17 protein-coding genes are annotated in these 19,811 nt (G+C 49.6%); 8 read left to right on the top strand and 9 right to left on the bottom strand.

Annotated elements, in window-relative coordinates; translation table 11 throughout:
* Window positions 1-7 precede the first annotated feature (7 nt).
* Window positions 8-1,225, bottom strand: coding sequence for a hypothetical protein (locus tag Q4579_RS10355; protein ID WP_303563791.1), 1,218 nt, complete (start codon window positions 1,223-1,225; stop codon window positions 8-10).
* Window positions 1,226-1,443: 218 nt separating this feature from the next.
* A complete protein-coding gene (gene nfsA, locus Q4579_RS10350) occupies window positions 1,444-2,169 on the bottom strand; it encodes an oxygen-insensitive NADPH nitroreductase (protein ID WP_303563789.1) in 726 nt (241 codons plus the stop codon).
* Between the two features lie 272 nt (window positions 2,170-2,441).
* Between nfsA and Q4579_RS10345 the strand changes: the two genes are divergently transcribed.
* The 5 genes from Q4579_RS10345 (at window position 2,442) to Q4579_RS10325 (ending at window position 7,974) form a co-directional block, all read left to right on the top strand.
* Window positions 2,442-3,425, top strand: coding sequence for a porin (locus Q4579_RS10345; RefSeq protein ID WP_303563788.1), 984 nt, complete (start codon window positions 2,442-2,444; stop codon window positions 3,423-3,425).
* 199 nt (window positions 3,426-3,624) lie between these two features.
* Window positions 3,625-3,888 carry a GrxA family glutaredoxin gene (locus tag Q4579_RS10340; RefSeq protein WP_211645554.1) on the top strand — a complete coding sequence of 88 codons (264 nt, stop codon included), beginning with the start codon at window positions 3,625-3,627 and terminating at the stop codon, window positions 3,886-3,888.
* 194 nt (window positions 3,889-4,082) lie between these two features.
* On the top strand, window positions 4,083-5,765 hold the full coding sequence (locus Q4579_RS10335; RefSeq protein ID WP_303563786.1) for an aspartate:alanine antiporter: 1,683 nt from the start codon (window positions 4,083-4,085) through the stop codon (window positions 5,763-5,765).
* Window positions 5,766-5,950: 185 nt separating this feature from the next.
* Window positions 5,951-6,625 (top strand): response regulator, encoded by a 675-nt coding sequence (locus Q4579_RS10330; protein ID WP_211649769.1) that lies wholly within the window; start codon window positions 5,951-5,953, stop codon window positions 6,623-6,625.
* Complete coding sequence (locus Q4579_RS10325) at window positions 6,622-7,974, top strand: ATP-binding protein (RefSeq protein ID WP_303563781.1); 1,353 nt, start codon at window positions 6,622-6,624, stop codon at window positions 7,972-7,974. The genes Q4579_RS10330 and Q4579_RS10325 overlap by 4 nt, the downstream gene beginning before the upstream one ends.
* Before the next feature lie 98 nt (window positions 7,975-8,072).
* On the opposite strand, the gene fabV is transcribed toward Q4579_RS10325, so the two are convergent.
* The 5 genes from fabV to Q4579_RS10300 all read right to left on the bottom strand — a co-directional run bounded on the left by fabV (window position 8,073) and on the right by Q4579_RS10300 (window position 13,999).
* Window positions 8,073-9,275 carry an enoyl-ACP reductase FabV gene (gene fabV / locus Q4579_RS10320; RefSeq protein WP_303563779.1) on the bottom strand — a complete coding sequence of 401 codons (1,203 nt, stop codon included), beginning with the start codon at window positions 9,273-9,275 and terminating at the stop codon, window positions 8,073-8,075.
* Between the two features lie 79 nt (window positions 9,276-9,354).
* Complete coding sequence (locus tag Q4579_RS10315) at window positions 9,355-9,567, bottom strand: hypothetical protein (RefSeq protein ID WP_303563777.1); 213 nt, start codon at window positions 9,565-9,567, stop codon at window positions 9,355-9,357.
* Window positions 9,568-9,603: 36 nt separating this feature from the next.
* Entirely contained in the window at window positions 9,604-11,877 is a 2,274-nt protein-coding gene (locus Q4579_RS10310) for an acyl-CoA dehydrogenase (protein WP_303563775.1), read from the bottom strand.
* A gap of 65 nt (window positions 11,878-11,942) precedes the next feature.
* On the bottom strand, window positions 11,943-12,614 hold the full coding sequence (locus Q4579_RS10305) for a TetR/AcrR family transcriptional regulator (RefSeq protein WP_211645559.1): 672 nt from the start codon (window positions 12,612-12,614) through the stop codon (window positions 11,943-11,945).
* 554 nt (window positions 12,615-13,168) lie between these two features.
* Window positions 13,169-13,999: an NAD-dependent epimerase/dehydratase family protein gene (locus Q4579_RS10300; protein WP_303563773.1), complete on the bottom strand. Its 831-nt coding sequence runs from the start codon at window positions 13,997-13,999 to the stop codon at window positions 13,169-13,171.
* A 327-nt stretch (window positions 14,000-14,326) separates the two neighbouring features.
* Here Q4579_RS10300 and Q4579_RS10295 point away from each other — a divergent pair, with 327 nt between their 5' ends.
* Both Q4579_RS10295 and pyk read left to right on the top strand, forming a co-directional pair.
* A complete protein-coding gene (locus Q4579_RS10295; RefSeq protein ID WP_211645560.1) occupies window positions 14,327-15,181 on the top strand; it encodes a MurR/RpiR family transcriptional regulator in 855 nt (284 codons plus the stop codon).
* A gap of 263 nt (window positions 15,182-15,444) precedes the next feature.
* The gene (gene pyk / locus Q4579_RS10290) at window positions 15,445-16,890 is read left to right on the top strand and encodes a pyruvate kinase (RefSeq protein ID WP_303563770.1); all 1,446 of its coding nucleotides are present in this window, start codon (window positions 15,445-15,447) and stop codon (window positions 16,888-16,890) included.
* Between the two features lie 106 nt (window positions 16,891-16,996).
* Here the strand turns inward: pyk and rimJ are convergent, their stop codons facing one another.
* Window positions 16,997-17,584 carry a ribosomal protein S5-alanine N-acetyltransferase gene (gene rimJ, locus Q4579_RS10285; protein WP_303563851.1) on the bottom strand — a complete coding sequence of 196 codons (588 nt, stop codon included), beginning with the start codon at window positions 17,582-17,584 and terminating at the stop codon, window positions 16,997-16,999.
* Window positions 17,585-17,698: 114 nt separating this feature from the next.
* On the opposite strand from rimJ, the gene Q4579_RS10280 reads away from it, so the two are divergent.
* Window positions 17,699-18,193, top strand: a complete 495-nt coding sequence (locus Q4579_RS10280) for a methylated-DNA--[protein]-cysteine S-methyltransferase (RefSeq protein ID WP_303563768.1) — start codon at window positions 17,699-17,701, stop codon at window positions 18,191-18,193.
* 30 nt (window positions 18,194-18,223) lie between these two features.
* Here Q4579_RS10280 and tyrR read toward each other — a convergent pair whose 3' ends face one another.
* Entirely contained in the window at window positions 18,224-19,759 is a 1,536-nt protein-coding gene (gene tyrR, locus Q4579_RS10275) for a transcriptional regulator TyrR (RefSeq protein WP_303563766.1), read from the bottom strand.
* Window positions 19,760-19,811: the final 52 nt, after the last annotated feature.

Raw genomic sequence — 19,811 nt, 5'->3', positions numbered from 1 at the left:
ACTCGGACTACTGAATCCGCAATGTTTCCTCTGCCGATCCTGCTGATTCAGCATTGGAGGATTCATCAGAGGCTGACTTCCGCTCTGATGATGGCACATTCAGTGGTGGCGCAATCTGCCGGCGTTCCTCCAGCTGCGATTGCATCTGGCTGATCTGACGCTGCTGTTTCATCACCAGCGCATTCAGCTCACGGATGTATTTTTCTTTATCTGCCAGCATTTCATCCCCTGACTTGTGATTTGTCAGAGCAGCTTTCGCAGATGCCACATGGTCGGTGATCAACCGGGCTTGCTCGGGAATTGGCTGATCCCGCCAGTCTTCATCTTTCAGTGCCTTTGAGATACGCAGCAGTTTATTCTCAAACGCCAGAATATAAGATTCATATTCATCTTTACTTAAGTCACGTAATCGTTGGACTTCTAAAGAAATATGCTGCGCATGGGCAAGATCAAAGCGAATCTCGCGCGTGGATTGCTGAATCGCGTCAAAATCCCGGGGCGTTCTGTCAATCAGTGCCTTACCGGCTTCAATCCGCTGCTCAATCTGCGCGTAACTCTTCGGCGCATACTCCTTCACATCCAGACGTCGCAGCTCAATCATCATCGCCTCCAGCGGCGCGATATAGATTTTCTTGATCGTTTTCACTTCAAGACTCAGGCTGCGGGACAAGAACTCATCCTGATCTTCACGCGCATCATTCATATCGCCGTTTTCGACCTGCTTGAACAAGCTTTCGTAAAGGCGATACAACCGGGTATATTCACTCCGGTAGTACTGTTTGGCTTCCAGAGAATCCAGATATTTCATTTGAGTGATTGCTGGCGACAACACGGTGTCGGCAACTTTCTGGATATCCTTCAACTCAGTCAGCGCTTGTTCTACCTGCGCCAGTTCCAGATGCAACTGTTCCAGATAAGTGGTTGAAGAAAACAAAGAATAGCTTTTATAAGCCATGACTGGTGCTGTGGTAATTTCCTGATAGATCCGGCTGGCATTGTCCCAGCTTGATGTCAGGGTCTGATATTGATCCGGAGAGTAAATCGACAAAGCCTTCGCCTGTACGATTTCTTGTTGCCAGTGCCGGTAAGCAGATACTGCGCGCTGATAATCCCCCTGCTCTGAAATCACAGAGGCTTCTGCATCTTTCAATTCAGGTGTGCTCGAACAAGCACTCAGGAATACAGCGGAGAATAGCATCAGGGCTGAAAGGCCCGTTCTTTTCATAAATACTTCCGTAATGCCTGATTTGCCTGTTCAGGAATCAGGCAAATAAATAGTTATTTCAATAAGGCGACACACATTGAATCCATATGAAATGGCAGACTCAAAGTTTGTAACGGTGACAACATCTCTCCACTTCTCCTTCATAAGAAGCAGAAAGATGTCACTTATCCAATTTGAAGCCAAAAAATGAGCGAATGCTCAAATAGTTTAACTGATGCTTACTTCGTACTAAAGCCTTTACTTGCAAGGAATTCCTTCATGAACGGTCTGGCTTCCTTCGATAAGGTTGCTGAAATTTGCTCAGACCAGCTCATTTCTTTTGTTCCACCAGTCCGGGTTTGATAATAATGGCGAACGGCTTCGTCATAATTTTGCAGTGTATCTCGGTCCAGATCATGCTGGTATCCATCCTGATGTACAATCAGAGACTGCGGCAGGCGCGGCTTTTGTTCCGGGTTTTGATCCGGGTAACCCAGACATAAGCCAAACAGCGGAATCACATGATTTGGCAGTGCCAAAACCGTAGAAACATCCGCAGGTTGATTGCGAATCCCGCCAATGTACACGCCACCGAGCCCAAGCGACTCCGCTGCGGTCAGACAATTTTGCGCCATCAACGCGGCATCAATCGCACCAATGAGTGTTTGCTCAGTAAAGCCCAGTTGTGCTTCCGGATGAATTTGCTGGTGACGGTGAAAATCTGCACAGAACACCAGAAATTCAGCAGCCGATGCCACGTAAGGTTGATCGCCAGCCAGATGCGCGAGCTGCGCCCGCTTCTCTGTATCAGCAACCCGAATCACGCTGACACACTGAATAAAACTCGATGAAGAAGCTGCGATGCCACAATCCAGAATGGTCGATAGCATTTCAGCCGAAATTGGCGTTGCCGAAAATCGACGAATCGAACGGTGTGATAACAAAGTTTCAATGGTCTGGTTCATAAGATCCCTTCTTCAAGATGATTCTACTATTCATACAGTATTCACAGAGCGTTTCAATCGGGTTATTGCTGTTACATGACACCAGGACAAACGCCCTGTCAGCCTGAATCGAACAATAAACTTTTTCTATCAAGCCATCTATCTACTTGATTTACAACCCTGCATTGTCATCAAAGTGACTTTTGAGCAACATTTTTTTGTCATATTCCCCTTCTATCCTGCACCCCATCAAAACAGCAATGATGCACTTTTTACCGATTAGGGGAATTACAATGAAAAAAACAGTTTTAGCATCGGCACTCATCACAGCCTTCGTTTCAGGCTCTGCCGCTGCCGCAAACGTTTATGACCAGGATGGCGCCAAGGTTGATCTGTACGGTCGTGCGGTAGGCATGTACTACAGCTCTGATGACAACAGTGAGAAAGGCGACCAGAGCTACTTCCGTTTTGGGGCCAAAGCAAAATCTGAAATCAACAACGACCTTTATGCCGTTGGTGTTTATGAAACTGAAGTGAATGCATCTTCTAAAGATGAAGGTCTGGAAACCCGTAAAGCTTATGCGGGTCTGGGCGGTAATTTCGGTGAAGCAACTTATGGCCGTCAGTATGGCGCTTACACCCTGATTTCGGATTACACCGATACCCTGGAAGAATTTGGTGCCGACGCAAGTGGTACCGGGACAGACCGATTCGGTACAGGTAAATCAAGCTCCGTACTGAAATATGCAGGTGAATTCAGTGGTCTGACTGTTGAAGCAAGCTACCAGCTGGACAACAACGCAGTGTCTCAGGTTGATGGTGATACCTCTTCTTCCTTTGGTGTGGCGGCCTCTTACGCACTGCCGGTTGGTGTGAAATTCGGTGCGGGTTACAACTCTGGTGATGGTGTTGACGGTACCGATGATGCAGAAGTTACTGCGCTGTCTGTTGCTTACGATGCCAACAACATTTACGCAGCCCTACTGTACAGCATGGGTGAAAACTGGAAAGACAAATCTGGTGCAGAAACTGGCACAGACTACGACGGTTACGAAGTGGTTCTGGGTTACGACTTCGGCAATGGCTTCTCCGCACAGGCTGTCTATAACTATCTGGAAGCTGATATGTCCGGTACAACTGCAGACGCGGAAGACTATTTTGTTGCTGCGGCTTACTACAAGTTCAACAAAAATCTGCGCACCTATGCAGAGTACAAAGCGGATCAAATCGACGGGAATGAAGACATTCTGGCGATGGCTATCCGCTACGATTTCTGATTGCATTACTCGACCACTGCCAATACAAGCCAGGCCACCAGCCTGGCTTTTTTCGTCTGTCTCATTTCCCCAGGGATTCAATCATCCTCTGCTACGCGCCTGAATCATCGAATTTTTCTATTGATGTGACAGATAATTCCGACTTTCACCCTCGACGGAGTCACGTTATAGTAGCTTCACAAGACAAAGGAGAGACACTATGTTCGTAGTTATTTTTGGTCGTCCAGGCTGCCCATTCTGTGTTCGCGCAAAAGATCTGGCCGACAAACTGAAAGAAGAACGTGACGACTTTAACTATCGTTATGTGGATATTCACGCAGAAGGCATTTCTAAAGCCGATCTGGAAAAGACCGTTGGCAAGCCAGTTGAGACTGTGCCACAAATCTTTATCGATCAAGAGCATATTGGTGGCTGCACCGATTTCGAAGCTTACGCAAAAGAAAATCTGGGCTTGTTCCAGTAATTTTGGACACTCAGTCAAATATCAAGCCCTGACCCCCAGGTTTGATTACAATTTGTGAAGTTCAGACAAAAAGGCTGTTTAATCAGCCTTTTTTTGTGTCCGCTCTCCCATAAATCTGTATCGCAGGGCAGTTCTTTGCGTTAAAATTTTCGCATACCTCTAGTCGAAAGCGCTGACTCCGGAAATAAATTGTTGTGAACATCGACGTCGCTGACCTGCTTCGCCAGAATGATATTCTGCTTCTCTTCGTTGTACTTGCTGTTGGCCTCACGGTTGGCAAACTCCGCATTGCTCAGTTACAAATCGGTAATTCCATTGGCGTACTCATAACCGCGCTCATTTTTGGAAATGCCGGCTTCATTTTTGATGCTGAAGCCTTAAATATTGGCTTTATGCTTTTTATCTTCTGTGTCGGTATTCAGGCGGGTCCGAACTTTTTCGGGATATTCTTCCGCGATGGCAAGCACTACCTGCTGCTGGCTTTGATCGTCTTGCTGTCTGCAATTACGATCACTTTGACGATGTCACATTACCTGAATCTGGATTTAGGCCTGGCCACCGGGCTGATGGCCGGTTCGCTGACGGCAACTCCAGTGTTAGTGGGTGCTAAAGATGCCCTGAGCGGCGGATTATCCAGCCTGTCTGATCCGCTGGTTGTGCAGGAAATGATTGACAGCCTGAGCGTTGGCTACGCGATGTCCTATCTGATTGGTTTGATCAGCCTGATTTTACTGGCCAAGCTGATGCCAAAACTGCAAAAGCACGACCTTGCGGAATCCTCTCAGCAAATTGCTAAAGAACGTGGGATTGGCGAGGTCGCACAACGCAAAGTATACCTGCCCATCATCCGTGCCTATCGTGTTGGGCCCGAACTGATCGACTGGATTGATGGCCGTAATCTGCGTGAACTGGGCATTTACCGCCAGACAGGCTGCTATATCGAAAGAGTCCGTCGCCACGGCATTCTGGCGAATCCGGATGGTGATGCCATTTTGCAGGAAGGGGATGAAATCGCGCTGGTGGGTTATCCGGACAGCCATGCCCGGCTCGATCCCAGCTTTCGAAATGGCAAAGAAGTGTTTGACCGCGACCTGCTTGACTTACGGATTGCGGAAGAAGAAATCGTGGTCAAAAACGATAACATTGCCGGTAAACGCCTGTCTGAACTGAACCTGGCTGAGTACGGTTGTTTTCTGAACCGGGTCGTCCGCGCACAGATCGAAATGCCTATGGATCACAGTACCCTGTTGAGCAAGGGTGACATTCTGCAAGTCAGCGGTGAAAAAAGCCGGGTTCTCGGACTTGCTGAGCGCATCGGTTTTATCTCCATTCACAGCCAGATTGCCGACCTGCTGGCCTTTTGCTGCTTCTTTATCATGGGGCTGCTGTTTGGTTCGATTACCATGACCTTCGGTCAGATCACTTTTGGCCTGGGTAATGCCGCAGGCCTGTTACTGGCCGGTATTTCCCTTGGCTTTCTCCGTGCCAACCACCCAACCTTCGGCTATGTGCCACAGGGCGCCCTGAATATGGCGAAAGATCTAGGCTTAATGGTCTTTATGGTCGGCATTGGACTGAGTGCCGGTGGGAATCTCTTTGAATCCATTGCGCAGATTGGTCCGAGTGTCTTTCTGGTCAGTATGATGGTCAGTGTGATTCCCGTCATGGTGGCTTATGTGTTCGGTGCTTATGTTCTGAATATGAACCGGGCCCTGCTCTTTGGCGCCATTATCGGAGCACGCACCTGTGCACCCGCGATGGATATGATCAATGAACATGCCCGCAGTACCATTCCGGCATTGGGCTACGCGGGAACGTATGCCATTGCCAATGTCCTGCTGACCGTAGCCGGAACACTGATCATCATCCTCAGCTAGTCCAGACACATCCAATTGATTCCGCTGGCTCTGTCCGCAGACAGAGTCAGCAAAGATTCAGTCGTTCAGTGATATGATTTCGCATAACTGACCCGTTCAATTTGTACCCCTCGGCACCCTTTGTTATAAACGGGCTTTCCCGGTACAAACTGCACTTTTATTTTGTCTCAGGTAACTGAATTATGATGCGCATCCTGATAGTCGAAGACGATCCGATTTTATGTCATCACCTGAAAACTCAGCTCAGCGAGCTGGGGAATCAGGTGCAATGTGCCAACACTGCCGAAGAAGGTCTCTTTTTCGCAGAGAACTACCCCAACGACGTTGCTATTGTTGATATTGGCCTGCCGGATCGCGATGGCATCTCACTGATTCGTGAAATCAGAGACCGAGGCCTGCGCTTGCCGATCCTGATTCTGACAGCCCGCTCTAACTGGCAGGACAAAGTCACGGGGCTGGAAGCCGGTGCAGATGACTATCTGGTGAAGCCATTCCAGAAAGAAGAACTCGTGGCGCGTCTGAGCGCATTGGTTCGCCGAAGCGCAGGATTCATCAAACCCGAAATGATTGCAGGTGAAATTCGTGTGGATTTACTGGCAAAGCAAGTGTTTGTGTCTGAAAACCTGCTTGAGCTGACCGCATTTGAATATGAACTGCTGGAGTACCTAATGCGTCACAGCCGCCAGGTGGTCTCCAAGCAACGCCTGCTCGATGTGCTTTATGAAGATCAGGAAGGCGATCCGAATACAATTGAAGTCATGATCAGTCGCCTGCGTAAAAAAATCAGCCAGACCGGTCAGGACAACCCAATTTCGACCATTCGTGGTCAGGGATACATTTTTGAGCTTGCCGCACAATGAGGCTTGCCATCCTGCCCCGTCTGCGCCACCGGGTGATGATCACCTCCATCGCGATCATCGCCCTGATCACTTCTGCATTAGCCTGGGTGATTAACGAGTTATACAGCCAGAGCTATATGGCGGCCTATTCTACCGACCTGGTCGCTCAAATGCCGCTGGTCGTGGCGCAGCTGAACCGGGCGGGCCTGATTAAAGATGTTGATAAATGGATCGACTCTCTGGACCCGTCTGCAACGGACTACATGTCTGTCCTTTGCGACCGCAACGACAACACCATGTGGCTGTCTGACGAAGCCAAACTGGCCGGGCTCAATGCAATCTGCAGCAGCCTGCCAGACGCAATGCAAACACCCACTTTGGTCAAATCCAATAACAATCAAAGTTATATTGCCTATGATATCAGCCGCGATCGCGAAAACGGCAATGCATATCAGCTCATCGTGCTTCGCTCCGGAACGGCTTATGAACAATCACTGACCCGGCTTCACAACCGCACCGCACTCTATCTGGGCCTTTTCGTCCTGATTGCCATTGCCTTTTTAATTGCAGCCTTCCACTGGAGCTTCCAGCCACTCCGAAAGCTGGCAAAACAGCTGAATCAGGTCACCGATGCCAGGCGGGATCAGCTCGATGATGATTACCCGACTGAATTGCACGACGTGACACAGTCACTCAACCGCCTGATCCGCATCAGTAACGATAAAACATCCCGTTACCGCCATGCCATGGATGATCTGGCACACAGCCTGAAAACCCGTCTGGCAGCAGCAAACGCATTGCTGGACGATCACAGCCTGCCCCGCTGCGATTTGAACTATCGCATGCTGGAACAAATCAGCCAGATGGACGATCTGGTGCAATACCAACTCAAACGTGCCCTGATGGGCCAGCAGGGTCTGCAAAAAGACAAAACCCTGCTCAACCCTGTGGTCGAAAGCTTCGAAGGCATGCTAAAGAAAATCTACAGCACCAAGCAGGTCACACTGAAGCGTCAGTTCAGCTCAGCACTGTGCCTGCCGGTCAACCGGAATGACCTGATGGAACTGTTGGGGAACCTGCTCGAAAACGCTTTCCGTTTTTGTATCAGCGAAATTCGTCTCAGTGTCAGCAATCATCAGGGCAAGCTGATGATCCGGATTGAGGATGATGGCCCTGGCGTCAGTGACGATATGCGGGAAGCGATTTTTCAGCGCGGCATTCGTGCAGATCAGCGAAATCCCGGACAAGGCATCGGTTTGTCTGTCTGCCACGACATTGTGACTTGTTATGGCGGCCGAATTTATGTCGAAAAAGCCAGCATTGAAGGGGCTGCTTTCGTGATTGAACTGCCGGAAGACAATCAAAGCTAACGCTTTCACTTTTGAACGCTTTCACCACTCACTCCGATTCAGGTGTAAAAAAACCGCCTCTTGCAGGCGGTTTTTAATCGCTATTTCCAGATTCGGAATTACACGTCCTGAACGTCGAACTCGACAACCGGGTTCACGTCAGCATCGTAATCCACACCGTTCAGGCCAAAGCCGAACAGTTTCATAAACTCGTCTTTGTACAGCTGATAATCTGTCAATTCGAACAGATTGTCGTTAGTTACCTGTGGCCACAGCTGCGTACAATGTGCCTGAATATCTTCACGCAGTTCCCAGTCATCCAGACGCAGGCGGTTTTCGCTGTCCAGCTCGGTTGCAGAACCATCCGCCTTGTACAGACGCTGAGAGAACATGCGGAAAATTTGTTCCATACAACCTTCATGGACACCTTCTTCACGCATTTTCTTGAAGACCATCGCAATGTACAGAGGCATCACAGGAATCGCGGCACTCGCCTGTGTCACAACACTCTTCAGCACGGCCACATTCGCAGTTCCGTTGAGTGAAGATAACTTGTTGCTCAGTTCGGTTGCTGCGCGATCCAAGTCCATTTTTGCTTTGCCCAGTGCGCCATGCCAGTAAATCGGCCAGGTGATTTCTGTACCGATGTAGCTGTAAGCTACTGTTTTGCAGCCTTCAGCCAGAACACCAGCATCTGCCAGAGCGTTGATCCACAGCTCCCAGTCCTGACCGCCCATGACTTTCACTGTATCTTCCACTTCCTGCTCAGTCGCAGGTTCAATACTGGCTTCAATCAGGACGTCTTTATTGGTATCAACTGCAGTCGCCGTGTAGGTTTCACCCATCGGCTTCAGACTTGAACGGATCAGTTCACCTGAATCCGGCATTTTACGCACTGGAGAGGCCAGTGAGTAAACCACCATATCAATCTGACCCAGATCCGCTTTGATCTGGTCAATCACTTTCTGCTTCATTTCATGAGAGAAAGCATCACCATTCAAGCTCTTGGAATACAGGCCTTCTTCTTTTGCGAACTTGTCGAATGCCGCAGAGTTATACCAGCCCGCAGAGCCAGTTTTTTTCTCGGTGCCCTGTTTTTCCAGGAACACACCAATGGTTGCAGCGCCGGAGCCGAAAGCAGCAGCGATGCGGGAAGCCAGACCGTAGCCAGTGGAAGAGCCGACCACCAGGACACGCTTAGGACCGTTTTCCAGTTTAGGCTGGGCCTTGGTGTACTCGATTTGCTCTTTGACGTTTGCTTCACAACCCACAGGGTGAGTTGTTGTACAAATGAATCCACGAATTTTTGGTTTGATGATCATTTCGTTTTCTTCCTTTGTTCTGTTGCCCGTAGGATAAAAGGTTAGTCACTCATTCGCATCAGTTTTATGTTCGAAATCGCTAAAAATGGTCAGTGGTTGGAGGTGTTAAGCCAGATTCTTTGATATTGAGCCATGTGTTGCCGAAGAAATCAGCACCCCGACGAGTATAACCAAACCAGGAAGCATTGCGGTCCGGTGACGAAGATGTGCTGATCAGATCGCCGTGATGATGAATTGGACAGCCATCTCCGGATAAAAAAATACCGCGCAAATGCGCGGTATATTCAACCACCAGGTTTATTCTTCAGTTAAGCAATCAGATTGCTTATCAGGCGGCTTTCCCTGGTTGTAAGGCGCCCTTTTTAAATGCTTCTGGTGCGAAGTGATCCACTTGAATCGCTTGTGACCTTAACTGGTCAGCATGATGCACTTTTTCGATTTCCGCGTCTGTGATGACGCCCGCATCAAGGGCAATTTTTAGCTTCTCAGCTAAAGGAGCCTTGCGGGGTACGGTGCCCGCCTTCACGGCTTTCGCCAGTTTGCGCTCGATATCACGCACGCCATGCATCGCAGTAAAAGCACGCTCCATAATAGCAACCGGATCATTCTCCTTCTCACCGATGTAGCAGTTGGTCGTCAGACGATCACGGGCGACTCCTGGTGTCATCAGAACTTTAGAAATCGCCAGTTTCAGATCATCTTTCGGTGCCTGATAGTGAATTCCCAGCGGGAATGTCAGTGTACGCAACAGGCGACCAACCCCTTTACGCGGGAAGTTATCAAACACTTCATCGAATGCCACACCGCATCGGTTCAGGCAGTGCTGCAATGCATAGTGCACCATCGGTAAATCTTCCTGCTGGCGCCCTTCGGTTTCATAACGCTTGAGCACAGCTGAAGCCAGATACAAATGGCTCAGCACATCCCCCAGTCGCGCAGACACCATTTCACGGCGCTTCAGTTCACCGCCCAGAGTCAGCATGGAGAAATCAGCAGCGACTGCCAGTGCACGGCTCATTCGGGTCAGGTGTCGATAGTAATATGCCGTTTCACCCGATACCGGAGATTGATTCAGCTTCGAACCGGTGAAGGCATTCACCAGAGATTTGGTGACGTTTCCAACCGCAAACCCGATATGCTTAAACAGCAACTGGTCAAAGTCTTTCGCAGCCTGATCAGCATCCGGATTCGCCGCGGCTTCCATTTCCTGCAACACATATGGATGGCAACGTGTGGCCCCCTGGCCAAAGATCATCAGGTTTCGGGTCAGGATATTCGCGCCCTCAACCGTAATGGCCACCGGAATCCCGATATACTGGTTCGCCAGGTAGTTCATTGGACCAGCCTGAATCCCGCGTCCAGCATGTATATCCATCGCATCATTCAAAATGGTGCGGGCCATTTCAGTCATGTGATATTTCGCAATGGCGGTGACAATGCCAGGCTTCTCTTTCATGTCCAGAGAAGTGGTGGTCAGGGTACGGGCCGCTTCCAGCATGTAGGTCATGCCACCAATGCGACCCAGCGCTTCGGCCACGCCTTCAAAATGACCAATCGACATTCCGAATTGCTTCCGCACATAGGCATAAGCCCCCGTGGTGCGTGAAGTCAGATGCCCGACCGCTGTACCCAGTGCAGGCAGAGAGATACCGCGACCTGCCGACAGACATTCCACCAGCATCCGCCAGCCACGACCGACATAAGGCTGGCCGCCGATGACCCAATCCATCGGAATGAAAACATCCTCACCCCAAGTCGGACCATTCATGAACGCACCACCCAGCGGGTCGTGACGCTCACCGATTTCAACACCGGGATGACTGGCCGGAATCAGCGCACAGGTAATTCCGATGTCTTTGTTGTCACCAATCAAACCATCCGGATCCTGCAGCTTGAACGCCAGACCCAAGACAGTCGCCACCGGCGCCAGCGTAATATAACGCTTATTCCAGCTGACCCGGATGCCCAGCACTTCTTCACCTTCATGCTCCCCAAAGCAAACAACACCCATGTCCGGAATGCCCCCGGCATCGGAGCCAGCCTCTGGCCCGGTCAGGGCAAAACAAGGAATATCCGTACCATCCGCCAGACGTGGCAGCCAGTAGTCTTTCTGTGCTTGCGTGCCATAATGCGTCAGCAACTCACCCGGGCCCAGAGAGTTCGGGACCATGACAGAAACTGCAGCACTTTGACTGCGCGTTGCAATTCGGGTCACGATGGTGGAGTTTGCGTGTGCAGAGAATTCGCGGCCACCGTATGCTTTCCCGATAATGAGGGAGAAGAACTTTTCCTTCCGCAGGTAATCCCATACTTCTGGCGGTAAATCGCGGTCTTCCCGGACGATTTGGTGATCATCCAGCATCGCCAGCAGAGTCTTTAATTCATGATCAATAAAGTGTTGCTCTTCGTCACTCAGCTTTGGTGTCGGATAACTGAGTAAGGTATTCCAGTCTGGTTTACCGGCAAACAGCTGACCGTCCCACCAAACACTACCGGCTTCCATGGCTTCCCGCTCTGTATCTGACAGCGGCGGAAGTACTTTTTTAAATACTTTGAAAGCCGGATCACTGATGTAGCGTTGTCTCAAGCTTTTGTTACTCATGGTCACGTCCTTTTGTCTCTGCCTTTGTGTTGGCGGATGATTCACTATTCTTGTTGTTGCAGGGTTCAGTATGTATTTTCGATGGCTGAATTCTCGGGTGAAGCCATTTCAATCGGTGCGGCGACCCCAGCAGCCAGATAAGGCACCATGCGGTCGATCAAGTCTGCCGTTGACACCACACACTGGAAATCATTCTCTGCAATTTCACGCAAGGCCGTACTGGAGGCCATCGTAAATACAGAAGCACCCAGCGTGAAATGAAGGCGCCAGAACAGAGTTTCTGGATCTAACGAAGGATTGGCCCGGCACACCGCTTTTGTGAACAGATTCAGAACCTGACTGTAGCGGGTTACAATAAACCAGCGTAAATGGCCCTGAACATCGGTATAGCCTCGTCCGATGAGTGACATAAAGATGGTCGCGCCATTCGGACGATAATCACTCAGTTTCAGCAAAGGTTGTTTGGTACAACGGAAAACATCGTCCATGCTGAAATCATCGCGGGTGAGCAACACTTCCAGTTCCTGTTTCAGTGCTGGCATGAACTCTTCCAGATAGCGGCTAATCACAGCACGGATGAGTGTTTTCTTATCCCCATAGTGATAGTTGACCGAAGCCAGGTTCACGCCTGCTTTACTCGTGATGGTCCGCAGGGATGTTTCTTTAAAGCCATGCTCAGCAAATAACAGCTCAGCGGCATCCAGAATCCGGTTTTTTGTATCAGCTTTGGCTGCCATGTTAGTCACCTGTATTAAACGTATGTTTAAACTCTACACCTTGCTAACAGATTTAACAAGCGATGAACAGAGTCGTTCTGTGGTCTGAAGAAAAAAATATAAAAAATGAGAGATGAGTTGGGAACCATGCGCCATGAGCGAAGTCTTAAATAATGCCACTGCTTTTTCTTAGAAGATATTCTTCATAGCCCGTTTCCATTTGGTTACGGGTTTTCTTTCGTCTGAGGTTTGAATCTCAGAACAGCAATCAGATACCCATGGTAAATATCGTTCAGGAAAATCACATAGAATATGAGATTTTTTAATGCCAAATATCAAACACTTAAAAAAAAGTGAAGAAAAAAATCAGGCCGCGTGGAACTAAGGCTATCCCGTCAGGTCATAACTAGTGACATTAAGATTATCGGACTGACGGATTAACCGGCCGCCCATGAATGGTTTACTGAACAGCTTTAATCGACAATGCCACTGCTGCTAAACTCCTAATTGTGTTAAGGATTCATTCCTCCCGCTGACAATTCAGCGGGATTTTTTTATGTCCTGCAAAACGGTCACTAACGCTCTGGTCGCTCAGACAACAAATCAGCATGCTGCCAGAACAGTTCTAACACCTGAGCCGTTTGCTCGGCATTGATCCATTTTCCCGCTTCTCCTCCGGGATGAAATTCCGGCAGAGGTAATTCTGCCATGCTTGCCATCTCTCGGTAGTATTGTGCTCGGCTGGGATGTTGCGGGGCAGACAAATGCAACGTGGTCTTCGCAGGCCATTGCACCAGAATGTTCCGCACAGCCGTGATCACATCATCCAGATGGACCAGATTCACCGGCGCATCACCGTTTGAAATCGCTTCACGGCCCGCCAGAAACTTCACCGGATGTCTGCCCGGTCCAATCAACCCAGCTAAGCGCAACACGACTAAACCGTCTCCCCACACCTGCCGCAGCTGCTGCTCGATGTACAGATGGGCTTTGCCGGATTCAGTGGTTGGTTCTGGTGCTGTGGTTTCTAACACTTCACCTTCAATCTCACCGTAGACCGAGGTTGTGCTGATAAAAATCACACGTTGGCACCCCGATCGCTTTGCTGCACGGGACAAACTCATGATGGCTTCAACAAAATCTGCCGCATTCATCTGCCGTCGGCCCGGTGGTACATTGATCAGCAAAACTTCTGCCGCAAGAAAAGAAGAAAGCTCAGCATCTGCTTGGGCCTGCAAAGGCAGTTGCAATGCCACGGCTGGGATTCCGATCGCTTCAAGCTGATTGGCACCCTCACGGCTCTGTTTGGAGCCCATCACCGAAAATCCTGATTGTTGTAGTGCTTTAGCCAGCGGTAATCCCAACCAACCACACCCGCAAACACTGATTTGTCCTGATGATTTCATCACATCTGTCCTTTTATTTTCGCCCTGTTTCCGGCTCGCTGTATTTTTGTTGTACATTTAATTCAATCTGTAAATTAATTCCGGAGCATGAAATTAAATAACAAGAAATCACGAGAACTTGGATCATTTTTCAATGTTTAAGCATGAATTCCTTTTCAAAACTGAAAGGGAAAGTAGATCATGATCAAACTATAATAAAAAGGAAAACTGATTCTCAGAGATTTACTAGGAGGCATGAAACGAAAAGTAGTATAGTTTCATCATATTCGATATCGAAACACAGATATCGACCATTTTGAAATTCAGTAACGAATCGCGGTTATCGCCATGAATACCCTAGAAAAAATACAGAACAACCTGGAAAATTTCAGTAAATCTGAGCGCAAAGTTGCTGAAGTGATCATTGCTTCCCCGCAAACCGCTATTCATTCAAGCATTGCCACGCTGGCAAAGATGGCAGATGTCAGTGAACCCACAGTCAACCGTTTTTGCCGCCGTCTGGATACCAAAGGCTTTCCGGACTTCAAACTGCATTTAGCGCAAAGCCTGGCGAATGGAACCCCTTACGTAAACCGGAATGTTGAAGAAGACGACAGTGCTGAAGCCTACACAGCAAAGATCTTCGAATCAACCATGGCTTGTTTGGATGTCGCGAAAAGCAGCCTCGATCCGATGCAGGTGAATCGTGCTGTTGATCTGCTGACGCAAGCCAAACGAATTTCGTTCTTTGGTCTGGGTGCATCCGCTTCCGTGGCGCATGATGCCATGAATAAATTCTTCCGTTTTAATATTCCGATTGTCTGCTTTGACGATGTCGTGATGCAACGGATGAGCGTCATCAACTGCACAGACAATGACGTTGTGGTGCTGATTTCTCATACCGGCCGGACCAAAAACCTGGTTGAAATTGCCACCATGGCCCGTGAGAACGGCGCAACGGTGATCGGGATTACTGCAAAGGATTCCCCACTGGATCGTGAATGTTCACTTTCTATTTGCCTGGATGTGCCGGAAGATACAGACATCTATATGCCCATGGCCAGCCGTGTCGTTCAGATGACGGTGATTGATGTGCTGGCTACCGGTTTTACACTGCGCCGCGGTCCAGGTTTCCGGGAAAACCTGAAACGGGTGAAAGAAACCATCAAAGATTCCCGGATTGCCAAAGAAGGCTTGTTTTAAACAATGCCTCGCGTATTCAAGATACGCAAGTGGGGTAACAAACCTGAAAAGCATGGCTTTATTGCCATGCTTTTCTTTTTTATACTCTGACAGCTTTAAACAAAAAAGACATAAACAGACGTGACATCAGGGATGAGATGTCGGACATAAATTGTGAAATTCATCAATTCATTGTCCTGTGTCGCCTTTTGATCACATACATCTGTAATAATATTACGGAATGTGCAAACACATCGTACCCTTTCGACTATATGGAGAGCTTCATGTCTCAAAGGCTAAGACGTACCAAGATTGTAACCACCCTCGGCCCTGCGACCGATCGCGACAATAACCTCGAAGCTATCATTGCTGCCGGCGCCAACGTGGTCCGCATGAACTTTTCTCACGGCAGCCCGGAAGACCATATTCAGCGTACAAAAAAAGTACGTGAAATTGCCGCAAAGCTTGGACGCCACGTTGCAATTCTCGGTGACCTGCAAGGCCCGAAAATCCGAATTTCAACCTTCCGTGACGGAAAAATCCGTCTGGCGATTGGTGATGCCTTCACGCTCGACAGCGATTTACCCAAAGGTGAAGGCACGCAACAGGCTGTTGGTCTGGACTATAAAGAGCTGCCAAAAGATGTCGGCCCTGGCGATCTGCTGCTCCTCGATGATGGCCGTGTTCAGCTTGAAGTCACTCAGGTTGAAGGCAATAAAGTACATACCAAAGTGACCGTCGGCGGCCCGTTATCAAACAACAAGGGCATCAATAAGAAAGGCGGCGGCCTGTCAGCTGAAGCGCTGACCGAGAAAGACAAAGCAGACATCATTACAGCTGCGGCAATGAACGTAGACTATCTGGCGGTTTCTTTCCCGCGTAATGGCGAAGACATGCACTATGCGCGCCGTCTGGCAACCGACGCTGGCCTGAATGCCCGCCTTGTTGCCAAAGTTGAACGTGCTGAAGCCGTCGCAACGCTGGAAGCGATGGATGACATCATCATGGCTTCGGATGCGGTGATGGTTGCCCGTGGGGATCTGGGTGTTGAAATTGGTGACCCTGAGCTGATTGGTGTTCAGAAGAAGCTGATCCGCCGTGCCCGCAGCCTGAACCGGACCGTGATCACCGCAACACAGATGATGGAATCCATGATCACCAGTCCGATGCCAACCCGTGCGGAAGTGATGGACGTCGCGAACGCAGTTCTGGATGGAACGGATGCGGTCATGCTGTCGGCTGAAACAGCTGCCGGTGATTATCCGGTTGAGACCGTGAAAGCCATGGCCAGCGTGTGTCTGGGTGCTGAAAAAGAGCACAGCATCAATGTGTCTTCGCATCGGATGGACCGGACCTTTGAAACTCCGGAAGAAACCATTGCAATGTCGACCATGTATGCCGCAAACCACATGATTGGTGTGACCGCGATGATCACGCTGACAGAGTCTGGTCGGACGCCTCTGATGATGTCCCGGATTTCTTCCGGTCTGCCTATCTTCGCGCTGTCGCGCAACGAGCAGACCCTGAACCGTGCAGCGCTGTATCGTGGTGTCACGCCCGTGTATTTCGACCGTGAAGGTGATGCGGGTCTGGATGTGGCCAAACACGCCATCAATGACCTGAAAGAACTGAATCTGCTGAAAACCGGCGATCTGGTGATCATCACCCAAGGCGATATCATGGATACAGTCGGCAGTACCAACAACATGCGTATCCTGACCGTGGACTAATCTCCGCTGTCCTTTGCCGCTAAGCTCCCATCAGCACAGATGGTTGCTTAGCGCGCCAAACAAAAAAGCTTGCGATCACCGCAAGCTTTTCTTTTTTATATACTTGTTAAGAGGCATCTGGCTGCATCCAGTTTGGATTCACTCTGGCGGTCAGAATGTGATCTTCCCAGCGGCCATTGATCAGCAGATATTCCCGGGCAACCCCTTCCTGTTCAAATCCTGCCGCTTTTAACACCGCCGCACTGCGCTGATTCCGGGGAATATAAGCAGCCATCACCCGATGAAAATGCTGCTCTTCAAACAACCACCGGATCGCTGCATTCAACGCCCGTCGCATGATGCCTTTCCCCTGCTGTTTTTCATCCAGCGAATATCCGACATGACAAGCATAGAAAGGATGACGCACCAGATTACTGAAATTGATGACCCCGCAGATTTCATCCGAGCCTTCACAGAAAACCACAAAATAATAAGCCAGATTGTGTTTGTGTAATTCACTTAACTGCGCAAGTCGCCGTTCCCAGCCTGCCACAGTAAAAAAAGCAGGATCCCGCAGCGGCTCCCAGGGTTGAAGAAAGGCCTTGTTGCGCTGATAGTAAGCCGCGATCTGGTAAGCATCCTTTTGAGTCACCAGTCGGATTGTCAGCTCATCGACTTTGAGGGACGAGGAGCGATGGATGATCGAATGAAACAAGCTGACCTCTGCGTTGTACATCTATACTTTCAAATTGACACAGCCGAATTCTTTCTTTGTGTCTGGCCATCAGGCCACCTGATTCGGCATGCGATAATCAACAGTCCACCAGTTATGGCAACTATGTATTACGATCTGATTCAAACAGAACTTGGTGTTATCTACCTGCAAGCGGATCTTCAGGGACTGAAACTGCTGTCCTTTGCCAGCGATGGTTATCAACCACCACCTTGCTGGAACTACCATCCTGAGAAAATGCACGAATATACCCTTCAGGTCAAAGAATACCTGTGCGGTCAACGTCAGCAATTTTCTCTTTCACTGGCACCGGAAGGAACGCCTTTCCAACGGAGTGTCTGGCAGGCGATACAACACATCCCCTACGGTAAAACAGCCACTTATCATAGCCTGGCAGTTCAGTTAGGTAACAAAAAAGCCCAGCAGGCGATTGCGCTGGCCAAAAATGTCAATCCGATTCCTTTAGTGATTCCCTGTCATCGGGTGATTTGTGATCATCCCAGATTAAGCTGCCGCTTCGGTCTGGACTTAATCAACCGGTTACGCCATCTGGAATCAGGCCAGATTCAGCCGGAACTCTTACCGCTCTGAAGCCATTCAGCCTCAGAGCGGTAATCCCCGTCAGGATTTATTGATCCCGTATTCCCGCAGCTTATTTGCCACGGCGGTATGAGAGACCCCCAGACGCTTCGCAAGCTTACGCGTCGACGGGTAGCTCTTATACAAATTCGTCAAAATGCCAGACTCATACCGCTTCATGATATCGTCCAGTGACCCATCCAGCGTTTCCTCACTGATCACACTGGCAGATTCATTTTCCGGCAATTGAATGTCATCGACTGTCATTTCAGCCTTTTCAAGCTGAGTCATGGCCCGGAACAGGACATTTCTCAACTGGCGGATATTCCCCGGCCAGGCATACTGACTTAAAGTCTGAGCCAGTTTCTCCGACATCGCCGGTTTCGGCTGCTGGAGCTCCTGCGCGAACTGAGATACAAACAGTTCTGCCAGCGGCACAATATCGGCTGATCGCTCTCGCAGAGGCGGCACCACCAGTGACAACACATTCAGGCGGTAATAGAGATCTTCGCGGAATTGGCCCGCTGCTACTAGATCCGGCAAACGTTTCTGAGTCGAGCAAATCACCCGGACATCCACTTTCACCTCTTTCTCTTCCCCGACGCGGCGGAAAGTGCCGTCCTGAAGGAAGCGCAGCAGTTTGACCTGCAAGTGAGACGACATTTCACCGATTTCATACAAAAACACAGTGCCGCCGTTCGCTTGCTCGAATATCCCTTTTTTACCTGCTTCACCGCCAACGCCTGCCACACCGAACAATTCAGTCTCGGCGGCATTATCCGGCATGGAAACACAGTTCACGAGCAGGAAAGGCTGATCCCGGCGTAATGAACGCTGATGACAGGCTCGCGCCAGCATTTCTTTCCCGGTGCCGGTTTCTCCCTGAATCAGCAGCGGCGCATCCAGCAAGGACAGCTTTTTCGCCTGACCAATCAAATGCCTGAACCGGGAAGAGTGACCCACCAGATGCTCAAAACCATTGTCCCCACTGATCTTACGCATGGCCAATGGCATTTTGGCTTCAGACAAAGAGCGCAGCAAAATCACAGCACTTGCCAGCACTTCGTTATTGGCATCGTCGGTGACATAAACAGGCAGCACTTCCATCAGGTAGTCCAGCCCGGACAACACCACCATTTCGCTGTACTGCTTGGCACCATCCTTTTCAAGCCAGCGATAGAAATTAAAGCCCAGTACGCTGTGAATGGTTTCTCCCAGTACCGCTTCCCGGGATTTTCCCAACACTTGCTCGGCCGGCTGGTTCGCCAGATCGATTTTTCCCTGCAGGTTCACCGAGAAAAACGGATCTGGCAGCGCTTCAAGTAATGCTTTCAGTTCTTTATGTTCACGCTCACTGGGCATGAACTGGATTTTACGAACGTCTGTCACGCCCTCCAACTGACGGATTTGCGACATCAGTTGGCGAAATTCTTCAAATTCGATTTCCGGACAATTCAGGTAGATGATCCCGCTACGGTCGATTTCGATTCCGCGCAGGTCCAGCTCACGACTGGCTAAAATATCCAGCAGTTCCCGGGTCATCCCCAGCCGGTCGACACAAAAGACTTGTAGCCTCATAGTGGTTGCCTTTTTACTCCAGACAAAACTGTCAACAATTCGTGACACGTGA

This window comes from Photobacterium sp. 1_MG-2023 (assembly GCF_030547945.1).
Classification (GTDB): domain Bacteria; phylum Pseudomonadota; class Gammaproteobacteria; order Enterobacterales; family Vibrionaceae; genus Photobacterium.
The sequence above is the reverse complement of the archived record's forward strand: the minus strand, read 5'-3'. Positions and strand labels throughout refer to the sequence as shown.